The organism is Aeromonas cavernicola, from assembly GCF_002795305.1.
GTDB classification, from domain to species: domain Bacteria; phylum Pseudomonadota; class Gammaproteobacteria; order Enterobacterales; family Aeromonadaceae; genus Aeromonas; species Aeromonas cavernicola.
The window spans coordinates 1-13,316 of sequence record NZ_PGGC01000145.1 but is presented as its reverse complement, the minus strand read 5'-3'; the positions used below and the strand labels follow the sequence as shown (position 1 = coordinate 13,316).

At 47.6% G+C, this 13,316-nt stretch carries 9 protein-coding genes and 2 pseudogenes; 4 read left to right on the top strand and 7 right to left on the bottom strand.

The genetic code is table 11. The annotated features are described in order from the left end of the window. Positions 1-153: 153 nt before the first annotated feature. A complete protein-coding gene (ruvB, locus tag CUC53_RS14960; RefSeq protein WP_100294888.1) occupies positions 154-1,161 on the bottom strand; it encodes a Holliday junction branch migration DNA helicase RuvB in 1,008 nt (335 codons plus the stop codon). Between the two features lie 8 nt (positions 1,162-1,169). Beyond that, on the bottom strand, positions 1,170-1,784 hold the full coding sequence (ruvA, locus tag CUC53_RS14955) for a Holliday junction branch migration protein RuvA (protein WP_100294887.1): 615 nt from the start codon (positions 1,782-1,784) through the stop codon (positions 1,170-1,172). 235 nt (positions 1,785-2,019) lie between these two features. Here ruvA and CUC53_RS14950 point away from each other — a divergent pair, with 235 nt between their 5' ends. Beyond that, positions 2,020-4,029, top strand: coding sequence for a methyl-accepting chemotaxis protein (locus tag CUC53_RS14950; protein WP_100294886.1), 2,010 nt, complete (start codon positions 2,020-2,022; stop codon positions 4,027-4,029). A gap of 315 nt (positions 4,030-4,344) precedes the next feature. Here the strand turns inward: CUC53_RS14950 and gpt are convergent, their stop codons facing one another. Further along, a complete protein-coding gene (gene gpt / locus CUC53_RS14945; RefSeq protein ID WP_100294885.1) occupies positions 4,345-4,812 on the bottom strand; it encodes a xanthine phosphoribosyltransferase in 468 nt (155 codons plus the stop codon). A gap of 723 nt (positions 4,813-5,535) precedes the next feature. Between gpt and CUC53_RS14940 the strand changes: the two genes are divergently transcribed. Both CUC53_RS14940 and CUC53_RS14935 read left to right on the top strand, forming a co-directional pair. Next, positions 5,536-6,447 (top strand): nucleoside-binding protein, encoded by a 912-nt coding sequence (locus CUC53_RS14940; RefSeq protein WP_100294884.1) that lies wholly within the window; start codon positions 5,536-5,538, stop codon positions 6,445-6,447. A 44-nt stretch (positions 6,448-6,491) separates the two neighbouring features. Further along, positions 6,492-6,876 (top strand): annotated as a pseudogene (locus tag CUC53_RS14935) (IS66 family transposase); the annotation flags it as partial. Between the two features lie 326 nt (positions 6,877-7,202). On the opposite strand, the gene CUC53_RS18910 reads toward CUC53_RS14935, so the two are convergent. The 4 genes from CUC53_RS18910 to CUC53_RS14925 form a co-directional block, all read right to left on the bottom strand. Continuing rightward, positions 7,203-7,940, bottom strand: coding sequence for a hypothetical protein (locus CUC53_RS18910; RefSeq protein WP_157798292.1), 738 nt, complete (start codon positions 7,938-7,940; stop codon positions 7,203-7,205). Positions 7,941-7,970: 30 nt separating this feature from the next. Further along, the gene (locus CUC53_RS18905) at positions 7,971-8,180 is read right to left on the bottom strand and encodes a hypothetical protein (protein WP_157798291.1); all 210 of its coding nucleotides are present in this window, start codon (positions 8,178-8,180) and stop codon (positions 7,971-7,973) included. 175 nt (positions 8,181-8,355) lie between these two features. Continuing rightward, positions 8,356-9,465 carry a cadherin domain-containing protein gene (locus CUC53_RS14930; protein WP_100294883.1) on the bottom strand — a complete coding sequence of 370 codons (1,110 nt, stop codon included), beginning with the start codon at positions 9,463-9,465 and terminating at the stop codon, positions 8,356-8,358. 93 nt (positions 9,466-9,558) lie between these two features. Further along, positions 9,559-12,411: an inverse autotransporter beta domain-containing protein gene (locus tag CUC53_RS14925; RefSeq protein ID WP_100294882.1), complete on the bottom strand. Its 2,853-nt coding sequence runs from the start codon at positions 12,409-12,411 to the stop codon at positions 9,559-9,561. 631 nt (positions 12,412-13,042) lie between these two features. Between CUC53_RS14925 and CUC53_RS14920 the strand changes: the two are divergent. Continuing rightward, a pseudogene (locus tag CUC53_RS14920) lies at positions 13,043-13,316 on the top strand (transposase); the annotation flags it as partial.

The following is a 13,316-nucleotide window of genomic DNA, read 5'->3' as shown; positions in this document are numbered from 1 at the left end:
ATTGCCGGAGCGAAGGGAGCGAAGTTATCCCCGCAGTGTGAAGGCAAGACCACAAAAGTATGCGGTGCAAAAAGCCAATAAAAACAATGCCAGTCAGGCTTAACTGACTGGCATTAGCCCGTAACGGCGGCTATATGACCAGAACACACCATTTCACTCATCTTGACGCTGTAAGCCAAAGTGGGTGTAGGCGCGGGCCGTTGCAATCCGTCCTCTTGGTGTACGTTGCAAATAGCCTTGTTGGATCAAGTAAGGTTCCAGTACATCTTCGATAGTGTCTTTCTCTTCACCGATTGCCGCTGCTAAGTTTTCGAGCCCTACTGGCCCCCCCATAAACTTATCGATCACTGCCAGCAGTAACTTGCGATCCATGAAGTCAAAGCCTTCGCTGTCAACATCCAACATATCCATGGCTCGCGCCGCAATGTTGCCATCTATCCGACCGTCTGATTTAACCTGTGCGAAATCCCTCACCCGCCTTAATAATCGATTAGCTATTCGAGGGGTCCCACGGGAACGGCGAGCAAGTTCTAGGGCTCCATCTTCCGTCATCTCAAGCCCTAAACAGCGAGCACTACGTGACACAATGTCAGTCAAATCTTTAACGTTATAAAACTCCAAGCGTTGCACAATGCCAAACCGATCGCGCAGCGGACTAGTGAGAGAACCGGCTCGGGTCGTCGCCCCAATCAGAGTAAAAGGAGGAAGATCGAGCTTAATGGAGCGAGCCGCAGGCCCCTCGCCGATCATGATATCGAGCTGATAATCTTCCATTGCAGGGTAGAGCACTTCCTCTACGACAGGGCTAAGGCGATGAATTTCATCGATAAACAACACATCATTCGGTTCTAGGTTAGTTAGTAATGCAGCCAAATCGCCCGCTTTTTCCAGCACCGGGCCTGATGTAGTTTTAATGTTAACGCCCATCTCATTGGCTACGATGTTAGCTAGCGTGGTTTTCCCCAAACCGGGAGGACCAAAAATCAGTAAGTGGTCGAGCGCTTCGCCCCGTTGGCGAGCAGCCTCGATGAAGATCTCCATCTGCTCACAGACGGGATCTTGGCCGGTGTAATCGGCTAATTTTTTGGGCCGGATAGCCCGATCAATAATCTCATCTTCACGCACACCCGTCGCACTAATAAGACGATCTGCTTCAATCATTAGCTACCTCACACCAAGCTACGCAGGGCTTCACGAATAATTTCTTCGACTGACATCCCCTCTGTGGCGATTTTACTCACGATTTGGCTGGCCTGCTGTGGCTTATAACCTAGTGCTACCAGAGCGCTGGCAGCCTCTTCAACCGCATCTGGCGTGCGCAATGCAGGAGAGGTGACAGGGAGCGAAATACTGGCAGGAGAAAATAGATCATGGCTTACCCACCCTTTCAATCTGTCTTTCATTTCAACGACAAGCCGCTCTGCGGTTTTTTTGCCTACACCTGGCAACTTCACCAAAGTGCTAATCTCCTCGCGTTCGACACTGATAACAAACTGGGTGGCCGTCATTCCCGATAAAATAGCCAATGCGAGTTTAGGTCCCACCCCATTGGTTTTGATCAGTTCACGAAACAACGCCCGCTCTTGCTTATGGGTAAAACCATAAAGTAACTGCGCATCTTCACGAACAACAAAATGGGTATGAATAGTGGCCTCTTGGCCGATATCAGGTAAGTCATAGAAACAGCTCATCGGCATCTGAACCTCATAGCCAATCCCTGCGACCTCCAATAACACCTCAGGTGGCTGCTTTTCTATTACTACACCTCTTAAGCGACCAATCACGGTACTCTCCTCACCACTGACGATACGGCATGTTGGCGTATAGAATAAAGAATAACTGGATAAACATCCAGCATATGACGACAGCCATCCCTACGATGTAGCGCCTAGCTTATTGGCCTTCACTTTTATATTTGCGCATTAAAATAACATAAACATCAATATCAAAATCCCTCACTACAATTAGTTCATTTGACGCCATTCGAAATTCATTATTGATACCAAGGAAGGCCTGCACATGAAAATCGTCACGACTGCTAATCTGGGGCTTACCATCTTATTAAGCTGCACTTTAGGGATGGGTGGAGTGGGTTGGTATGGCAGCCAAAAGCTTGCTGATTTACTGTCCTATGTTCTCGGTGCCGCTTGGCAAACTGCAGATGGTGCAATGGAAGGGTCAATTGAACTTGGCCAACAAGAGATATATATCCAAAAAATGCTTAATGGGCTCCATCCAAGTAACGATAAATTGACTGAGGCCAGAGAGGCCACCGATGCAGCGTTATTGCGCGTGAGCGCTGGAGAACTCATTGATGCCTCGACGATCACGGCCATGAACCAGCAAAAAGCAGACTATCAGCAGCATCAATCGAAACTACAAACGCTTTATCTCAAATATACCGAGCTTGATAACAAGCTGCGCCATAACTCTGATCAGATGGCCCGTCTTTCTACCCAACTAGAAGTCATTGGCGACAACGCAATTGAAACGCTGGCTCGTTTCCCGGATCAAATTATTAGCTGGAATAGTGGCCTTGCTACTCGCTGGGAAGCCGCCGATGGTGGAATGGAAGCCAATATTGGTTTTCTACGTCAACTTTACGCACTAGAAAAAATGCGCAGGCAAGGGGCTAATGAGGCGATTCGCACCGAACTAAAAGAGGCAACTGACTTTTATAACGCGGCGGTCGAAAGCATGCTAGAAACCGGCATGTTCGAGGGGGCGGGCAGTGGGGAGTTTGCGAAAGGATCACTGGCAAGCCAATATCGGACCCTATTATCACAACACCAGCAATTGATAACGAACTGGGTCGAAGCGCTCAGTCGTTACCAGCATCAGCAAGCATTATATGAAAGCAGCGCCCATCAGTTACAGCAGCAATTGGTAGAAATAGAAGCGCTGGGAGATGCCACTGTAGAAGATAAGGTTGCACAACTTAACACCATCATCAGTCAAACTAATACTCGGCTGGTAGGAGGGCTACTCTTCAGCCTTGCACTTGCCGGTTGCTGTGCTCTGTGGTTAACCCGAAAATTGATTACGCCACTACTGAAAGTTGATAAACGGATGCAAGACATCGCCGCAGGAGACGGCGATCTCAATGCTCGTATTAATTTACAGCGTAATGATGAAATTGGCTCACTTGCCAACAGCGTGGATCACTTCATTGAAAAACTACAAAAAATGATCAGTGCCACCATGGACAATAATCGGCATATCAGTGATCACGTTCAGAGTTCGGTTAACCGAGTACAGGCAATAAGTCACAGCAGCCGTCAGACAGCTCAACATGCCCATGACCTGCACCATGACAGTGAGCAGATGGTGCATGTTGCCACCACTATCTCTGATAACTGCAGTATGGCGGCACACAATGCTAACGAAGTACGTCAGCTCACCAACGAAAGTAGCCAATATGTCTCCTCCGCTAGTGCTGGCATGTCACGTGTCGTAGCAGAGGTGAGCGAATGCGCACAAGCCATCAACTCACTAAAAGAACAAGCGGGACAAATCGGTAAAATCATCTCGACAATCAGCGGCATCTCAGAACAAACAAACTTACTAGCGCTTAATGCGGCGATCGAAGCGGCCAGAGCAGGAGAGATGGGCCGAGGCTTTGCGGTTGTAGCAGATGAAGTTCGCACGCTGGCAAACCGAACCGCTGCCTCCAGCGCAGAGATAAGTGAAGTGATTAACAGCATTCAACAGCAGACAGAGAAAGCCTATTTAATGATGCAGCGGAATCTGAAAACCGTCGAATCGGGCATGCAAGACTCCGAAAACACCAAACAGATTCTATTCAAGGTCGAGGGTGCCATTGACAAGCTTGCAGATATGGTTCAGCAAGTCGCTGACGCCACAGGCCAGCTATCTCATACGCTCAGCAACTCATCAAATATGGTGTCAGACATCAGCAAACAGGCGAAAACAGGCGAACAGGAAGCGCAAGAGTGCCTGCAATTAGCCTCATCGCTCCATCAAGCCAGCTTGTCGCAACAGCGGTTATTATCTCAATTTAGGGTGTAATCCCTCCTCATTCATCACGTCACCAAAGAGCAGGATCATCCGTTGTGGATCTCCTGCTTTTTCATACTGATACCCAAATTTCAGACATTTCTCAGCGGTATGACATTCTACCATCTTAATAAGTGTCCAGATTTAGTTGACTACTACAAACGGGTCTAGCGGCCGATTTTGCCACTGCCGTTACTAGAAACAGCCAATGACCGAGAAGATATGCTCAGAATGGTTACGTCATTCGTCAATTCAGTAAGTGAAAAGCCAATAAAAAATGCCAGTAAGCTTAACTAACTGGCATTTTTTATTGGCTTTTTTAAGTACTTACTGCTCGTCACAAATGGGCGTTGTAAACTCCAATGCCATATCCCAAGGCTGCTCAATCCATGTGTCCTGAGGGATAGCAACTTCGAAGTCGTCAACCAGTGGCTCACCCATTGGCTTAGCAAATATGGTGATAAATTTGGCGTTCGGGTAGAGCTCCCTTATTGCTTTAGCGGTACCGCCAGTATCAACGAGATCATCAACCACCAGCCAGCCTTCGCCATCACCTGCAGTCGTTGCTGCTTTCACGACGATGAGGTCACGCTGATTGTTATGGTCGTAGCTAGAAATGCAAAGTGTTTCTACATTGCGAATACCAAGCTCACGGGCCATGAGCGCAGCAGGAACTAAACCACCACGACTGACCGCAATAATCCCTTTCCATTGGCTAGTTGGCAGTTGACGACGAGCTAAGCGGCGGGCTTCGCGCTGTAGATTATCCCAAGAGACATAAAATTTTTTAGGCATGTTATCTATCTCAAAGCGTTACAAAACTATTTAACAAAATCAGTGCCGGACAGTTAACAACCAGACACAACAAACGTGTACCATCCCCCCCAAATTTAGCGTGTACGTTGCTTAAGCCAAGGCATGGTCTTGGTCGCAATAAAATTTACTCAGAAGCAAGACAGGCAGCCCGAGCAACATGTTCGACAGTCGTCGCTGCGCGCTAACATTTGGCTGATATGGTTGGGGCGCTATGATAGCACTGTTTAGAAGAAAAATGATGGGCAAACGTATGCTTTATCTTAGAAAAACTAGCATGCAAGTCATCCGATCGTTCCCCACCACCGGCGTCACTTTGGCAAAGTGGGCCAAGATGGCCTTCTTGACCTTGAGACCCTCCTCAACCATCTGCTTACCCTGCTAAAAATAATTGCAGTACTGACTGGCATTGGCGCGCGACTCTACTTCCCCCAGCCAAATATGGTGTCAGTGCTGTTTGGTAAACTTTTGTCGGCAATGACCTCATTTGCTATCTCTAGATAACGAGTTATCTAACAGGAAATCCACCTCCCTCACACCCCGCACTGGGCTGACAAATAGGCAAAAGGTGGGTGTCCCTGATTTGAGCTATGGCGCTTGCAATGTCATCAAGTGACACTCACAATCCGACCTTCCAACCAATGACCGCAGTTTCTCCTAATGGGTGCTGGCCCCGAAGCCAGAACATAAACAAAGAGGTGCAGCATGGTTTTATCCGTGACGACGGCCATTGAGGCCGCCAGCTCCCAACCAAGAACTCGCCGCCTGAGCAACATCTGCCGGTGTGCCCTCAGTACCGCACTGGTGCTAGCGCCGCTCGGCGTAGCCCAAGCCAAAGAGGATCGCCTCTTCGAGTGGACCAACAACACGCTGGGTTTTCGCTATGGCAATGGCTTTACCAACCCCAACAACCCTCGCGATATAAGTAAACGTATCTTTAACGTCAGTCACGCCGATGGTTATCGCTACGGCAGTAACTTCTTTAACCTCGACCTGCTGCAATCGGACAGCAATGACCCTCGCAAAGGTTCCACTCACGGCAGCCGCGAGGTTTACGGGCTATTTCGCAGCCAGCTGTTCGCCTCACGGATCTTCGACTGGCAGCAGGGCTCTGGGCTAGTAAAGGACTATGCGTTCACCTTCGGCTTCGATGCCAGTCGCAACAACAACCTCGGCTCGGCGAAAAAGCGGGCGCTGCTATTTGGCCCCACCGTCAAGTTCAACGGCCCCGGCGTGCTCGATCTCTCGCTGTTCTACTACCGTGAAAAGAACCACTCAGACCTTCCCAACGTCAAGTACCCAGACCATATCTTCGACACCACCTACATGCTCAATCTGGCGTGGCTACGCCCGTTCCAGTTAGGCGACCATAGCGCGAAGTTTCAGGGTTTCCTGAATTACACCGCAGAGAAGGGCAAGGACTACAACAATAACGACACCGCCCCAGAAACGCTGATCCGCGCCTCGCTAATGTTCGCCATGGTGCCCGGCACCAAGCGCCAACCTAACCTGTGGTTGGGGATGGGTTATGAGTATTGGCACAACAAGTTCGGCGTAGATGGGGGCCGTGGCACGCGCACATCGACGCCGACGGTGAATATCGAGTTCACTTTCTAAGGGTTAAACAAGCGGTTACACCGCCAAAGGGTGGGTAATTCAGTCAAGTGTTTGACCTACCCGAGGTGAGCTACTTCGTTACCGAGCATCAGCTGTTTCGCTCCACCTGTACTCGGTGCATTCACACGGTGGATGCTGCACTGCCTGACTCGGTCAGAAGCCCTCATATAAGCCCGAACCTGCTCAGTTACATCGCGCTGCAAAGTGGTCAGTTCCATCAGAGCATCACCCAGATACAACAGCAACTGAAGCAACACTTTGGCCTGGTTTTTAGTCGCGGGGCCATCAGCGAAGCACAAGGACGGGTCAGTGCCATGCTGACGCCCACTCACCAAGCCATCAAGCATCAGGTCCAGTCGGCCTCACTTATCCACGCCGACGAGACCCGCCATCAACGGGGGTGAGCGACGCTGGATGTGGATGGCACTGAAACTACGTAAACAATGAAATACTGATATATGGTATCAATAGAGAATGCTCTACCCAAAATAAAATACTGCTTACAATAAATTATATACCGACAATATTATTTATGCATATATTACAGGGAAATATTAGAATCACAATTACATCGACCTATTTAAAACTCAGTTAAATATTTAAATGAACCAACGAATATGTACAGAGCAATAAAACCAAACAGAAAACATATAAAAATTTGGCAATACCACTGTATTGCCAAACGAAGATAACATGATAGAAAATAAGTTATTAATTATACTGTTATGCATTTTTATGAAAATGCACATTCACTATCAATTCCCGAGCGATGCCTGACTGTAGTTATAAAACAGTATTGCACCACCCGGCACTAAGCCTTGACCATTATTGGCAATAGTAAGTTGGGTAAAATAATCGCCACCGATATTTAAATAGTATGTATAAGAACCATCATTAGCTGTAGTTCCGGAGGCAGTGACTGTGTTACCCGATACAGTAGGTGGGCGACATCTGGCTGCAGTAATCTGAGTACCTGCTACGTTGTAGGTACCATATGCAGTTAACACTGGGGCAGATGTTGCATTAGTGGTAAAGCTAAACACCTCATTCACATCCGTCAGGACGATCGCTAGTTTAATATTTTTAATTGGTCGGCTGAAGTTAAGTGTCAATCGACCACCAGCACTAGTTTCAGCAAGCCGTGTACCCGCACCGGTGTAATAATTAGGATACCCACCACACAGGCCTATAGGGAGTGCGCTGGTGAGCACATTCACCTCTCCACTACGAGAAACAGTTAAAGGCTGACCATTAATAGTATGTGAGCCAATGCTTCCAGCATGGTTTAACCAATTAGCGGTTGGCAAACTTGTTGGTAAATAGGGAATAGCAAATGCCGTAGATCTCACTTCCGTGGATAGTGCGGTATTAGTAGGAAAACTGCGCGGTTCAGCTATCGCTCTTACAATCAGTTCGGCATTTTTGCCACCGTCATTTGCCCTCGGCGCATAAGGCGGAATCGCATTGATATTATTAATTTGGGTTGGTGGCACGACCACGGCGCCATCGACTTGCCACTGATATTACCAACCAATATGGTTATCGCTGTCAAGGTCTGATACCACTGGCAGTTGAGTCGCAATAATATTGCCGTTAGCACTATCATCACGGATGACTAGTGGCCCTGTTGCTTGAATTGGCCGACCATGTACCGCTTCACTACCGGCACTGGGTATTGGCTGGCTGCCTAAGCCCACTAAACAGAGCGCTGCGGCAATCATAGAGGCTGACAACGGAAGGCGCCGTGATAAAGGGAGGCACCGTTGATCATATTTCATTGTTAAACTCCTCTTCAGTGGCCAAACAAGCCATCACTGAATTCTGGTATGAAGACATCATCCTGTTCACCCAAATATAAGGAAGCCCGGTAAACCGGGCTTCCTTGCCTTTACTTATGTTACAACTAACTTACTTACCGTTAGCGTCGACACGGAACTCGAAGCCTTGGTCTGCACCAGTCAGGGTGTAAGTCGGGTTGGTTGCACCGTCTACGTTCACCCACTCGCTGTCAGCGGTACGGGTATCACGACGCTGCCACTGGTAGGTTGCATCAGCACGGTCTCTGACTTCTACGCCTGGGGTATTGTTCAGGCCATCCTTCAGCGTCACCGCTGAGTGCAGCTCGGTACCCACTACTGGGTTACCTGTAATGCTCACACCGTTTGCATCAACCACACGGACGCTTTCAGCCTCTTCAACCGTGTTGTCAACAGTGATAACGATCGTGATCTCATCAGTAGCACCTGTTGCAGGGTCAGTTACAGTGACTTGAACCTCGTAAGTACCGTTACCATCGGCATCCTTCGGATTTTCTGCATCTTGCGGCTTCAAGGTCACGACACCGGTGTTCTCATCGATCTCAAACTGGCCTGCGTCTGGACCAGAAATAGACCAAGTCAAGTCACCGTTAGGGTTGTTGTTCTCAGCGATGCTGCTACCCATGTCCACCTTGATCTCGGTGTTTTCTGGACCATGACCATTGCCATTGGCATCGATGTCGATAGAACCAGGTATATTAACGTCTTTGTCAATACCTTCGCCAAGATCGATATTAACGTTACCTGCGATAATCGTAATTTCATCGGAGGCACGAGCCTCTGAGGTACCAGTGGCTACTGGGAAGCTACGCGCGTCTGCTACAGCCTGCAGTTTCAGGGTCAACTTTTTACCAGCATCAGCAGCCGTAGGAACGTAGGACGGGATCGCAGAGATGCTACCAGCCAGTTGCTCAGTACCGACATCAACACCATCTAACTGCCATGTGTAGAGCCAGTCGGTCAGCGCATCGCCATCCTCATCGGAATAGCCAGGCACAGCTGGCAGGGTTACGGGCACACCAATTACCCCTGTCCCGTCGATATCAGGAGCTGCGGTGATCACAATCTGACGACCGTGAACTGGGCCTGCGGTGTTGGTAGAAACCAATGCTGCGGCACCGTGGCTCAACAATGCGGCCAGCAAGCCAGCGGCAACAGAAGTACGACGAATTACTAAACGATTTTTTACCTGCTTTTTCATAACAATATTCCTGTTAACTGCTTTTTTATGATGAGCCCAACTACGGGCTCACCGATTTAGGTTTAAATTGCGGCAACACTGCACGCCGTATCGTTACTTGCCCGCCACTTGTACTCGGAAGGTAAAACCTTGATCCCCACTTTGGGTTGTGTAACTGTCGCTAGTGCCAACATCCGTCCACGTCACCCCATCGTTACTACGCTGCCACTGATAGCTAAGGCGTGTGCCATCACTCAGTTGCAAGTCGCCACGATTCGTCAGCCCTTGGGCTTCTCCGTCCAAGCGAACTTGGGCGTAAAAAGTTGTCCCCACTGGCGGGTTCGCCGGTACATCATTGCCATTTTGATCAGTCACTCTGATACCATCAGCAGCAATCAAACCCTGTACAAAGTTCACATCAACCGTCTGACTCACGCCAAGTAAAGTGGCGGTCACCGTCACAGTCGCCATTTCAGTGTAGCTGACTGTCATGCGGGCAATACCGTTAGCGTCCGTGACGCTAGTCGCTGCCGCAAGATTGCCAGCAGAGACACTCCAACTGACTGTTGCACCCTCTCTTGGGTTACCCGCTGCATCGACAACGGTCACAACAACTTCATTGCTATCTACCCCGTTAGCGACCGCATTGTTACGGGTCACCGCTAAACTACCTTCAATCAGCTTCATGCCACCGTTGAGCGGATCATTGGGGTTAAGCGGGTCAGTGCCGTTTTTCTTCTCGTCACCATCGCTTACACCATCACCATCGGTGTCAGGATTGTTCGGGTCAGTTTTATCAACGACCTCTTGACCGTTAGTCACTCCATCCTTGTCGTTATCTTCGCCAGCACCTTGCACTGGGTCATTCGGGTTAAGCGGGTCAGTGCCGTTTTTCTTCTCGTCACCATCGCTTACACCATCACCATCGGTGTCAGGATTGTTCGGGTCAGTTTTATCAACGACCTCTTGACCGTTAGTCACCCCATCCTTGTCGTTATCTTCACCAGCACCTTGCACTGGATCGTTCGGATTAAGCGGGTCAGTACCGTTGTTCTTCTCTTCGCCGTCAGTCACACCATCTCTATCGGTGTCGGGATTGTTCGGGTCAGTTTTATCAACGGCTTCTTGACCATTGGTCACCCCATCCTTGTCGTTATCTTCACCAGCACCTTGTACTGGATCATTTGGATTAAGCGGGTCAGTACCATTCGTTACCTCCTGACCATCTGTGATGCCATCTTTGTCGCTATCAGGATTGTCAGGGTCAGTACCTAACTGCGCTTCCCGCCCATTCGACAGACCATCATTGTCATCATCCCCATTGGGGTTTCGTCCTTCTTCACGTGTTTTTTGCAACTCAAAGGTGATATAAGCACTTGTTTCGTTACCTTTAATATCGCGGACAATAGCGGTAATACCGTATGTATTGTTACCACCCTCTTCAAATGCAGGCAGGGCAACTAAATTTAATATTTTCAGGTCTGCACCACGTAGCTGAGCTGCTGGGACACTCATTTTGTCAAACAGCGGGCTCTGCCAAATGATTTCGGCAATTGCATATTTGCTTTGTACTGTGAGCGGTAATACCAACGGTGTCAGTTCAAAACCAGCAATTTGGCTACGTTCAAAAGACGCAAATAGGGTTTGAATTTTGCTGTACTCAAGCACAATTTGGTTATTACGTGTGACCAAATCATTACGCATACCTTGTAGTGACTTATTCACTTTAGTGCTATCAAGCATACTGTTGAGTGATTCACCAAGACGCCACTCTAAATTAACGCCGATTTGGTTATTATGCTGCCCACCCGATGCTTCGGTGTGGCTAGCATCAAACTTCACCAAGGGGATCGGCTGATAGCCTAAGCCGACCGTCAAGGCATGTGGATCTTTAACTAGTTTATGACTACCCAGAATATCGACATTGTCACCGAAATATTGCTCAACCTTCAATGAACCAGACAACTCAGGATGCGAAGGCCAATACTCTTCAATATTAAGGTCAACACCACGAGCCGCACGTGATTTATAATCTTCAATATCCTTGGACTCTTTCCAAGAGCTCACTGGCATATACGCATTTGAAGATAATTTTAAATAATCGTGCCATGCTTCAGCACCTAAGCCCAATCGAGACGCTTTGGCGGTAAAATCTTGATCGTAAAATGCGTTATAACCCAACATCCACTCATCAAGAAAGTGGCGCTGCCCCACACCAATATTTGCGGTCACATTATCATTATTAGACTTTCTGATGCCGCCTTGTACAAATGGCATCCGTGCTTGTGTGTCAGCAAACGGGACCAAAAAATCGATTGATGAATCAGCCACATTAAGGTCATCATCGAGCGCAATTTTGGCTTTAGCTGTGCCATTACCAACTAACTCGGAAGCATACTGATTTGCTTCGGCTTCAAAGCCGGCGATCGCTTGGCGCTTCCAAAAGTCAGCTTCTTGCTTGGCACTATAGCCAGCTTGAGTAGTCGTCTCTGAATCTGCATTGTTATAAGTTTGGCGCGCAATTTGGTCGGCCAGCGTCTCGTTTTGCTCTTCACGCTGACTCTGTGCCATTTGACCTGCAATACGACTGGTGTGCTGCGCAGCATAATCAGCAACAGATTTTTGCTGCTCTTTATTATTAGCAGTGATTTTTAAAGTATGGTTGCCGGCCATATCCGGCAGGGCGCTGTGCATTGGTACATTAATTTTTTGGCCAATCACTATATGATTAGTAGCCAAATCTTTTTCATTCATAGCGAGTAGCATATGAACAGAAATACCATATGCCTCAGCGATAGCATTTAAACTATCACCTTTTTTTATAATATAGGTGCTTGTGGAATTCTGTGTAGCATTACTATTTTTATCCAAAACCGCATTAGCTGCGTAAACAACAGGGATTGCAGTGTTATGTCCAATAAAAAGATATATCCATACCAATTGATAAATACGACTTTTTTTAAACATATTAACCAACACTCTCAGTGAGTTTAGCAACTTCGTAAATACTTAACCCTAATAATGGCAAGTGGATTTACGGTATTACCAATAAATTAAAAATGATAACGACTGGCGCAAAAAAACCATAAAGGCTATTGAATATGGATGTAACCTAAGTAATAACTACTTATTAAGAACATTAAACATCTTTCTTATTGGGAAAAAAACTTTAATGTCTTTGCGGTGAACATCTTGCCGCCGCTTAATGACACATATATTAACCATAATGTTTCGGTATTGATGTAGGAAAAGCCTGATGAGTTTGTAGGATTTTTGCGAGAAGAGCTTAAACTCAAAAAAAGAACCAAATGAAACCAATTAAAATAAAAATCTACGTATACTGAAGAATTACAACAACAGGTGGACCCAAATAAAACCAAATAGGGTTAATTAAAGACCAATCTAGTTGTTTTCATTTAAATACGGTTTAACACCAAAAATGAACACAGCATGAATATAATTTTGTAATAAAGCACGTACCAAGTATATGAATATATAATGAATAAAAACTGGCGTTATTTCCCAAATCAATGCTGTGTGAATGGAACTCACTGGGGAAGCTGTGATCTGATCACTACCATCCCCCCTTAAAGTCTGCATCAGGGGCACGTCGCTTCACCCCATCACCAACTGGCCTACATACAACAAGTCTTTGATTAACCGTTATTCACTCACCTTCTGGGTTGATGCCGAGGCCATGCGCAACGGGTTTCACCACGACCATCATGGGCGACGGAGCCGAGCCCGCTTTACACTGACTAAACCATCTGTACTTTCCTGATGTTCAAGGGGATGTTCAACCTCAGGCTGCGGGCCACTCAGGGACTCCTCGACTCCCTGTTCGAGTTGATGAACGTACCGCTTTGTGCCCC

What these genes read in the sequence shown, in the direction of transcription:
- CUC53_RS14930 (WP_100294883.1), bottom strand. Translation starts at nt 9,465, where the DNA reads ATGAAAAAGCAGGTAAAAAATCGTTTAGTAATTCGTCGTACTTCTGTT.
- CUC53_RS14950 (WP_100294886.1), top strand. Translation starts at nt 2,020, where the DNA reads ATGAAAATCGTCACGACTGCTAATCTGGGGCTTACCATCTTATTAAGC.
- CUC53_RS14940 (WP_100294884.1), top strand. Translation starts at nt 5,536, where the DNA reads ATGGTTTTATCCGTGACGACGGCCATTGAGGCCGCCAGCTCCCAACCA.
- gpt (WP_100294885.1), bottom strand. Translation starts at nt 4,812, where the DNA reads ATGCCTAAAAAATTTTATGTCTCTTGGGATAATCTACAGCGCGAAGCC.
- CUC53_RS14925 (WP_100294882.1), bottom strand. Translation starts at nt 12,411, where the DNA reads ATGTTTAAAAAAAGTCGTATTTATCAATTGGTATGGATATATCTTTTT.
- ruvB (WP_100294888.1), bottom strand. Translation starts at nt 1,161, where the DNA reads ATGATTGAAGCAGATCGTCTTATTAGTGCGACGGGTGTGCGTGAAGAT.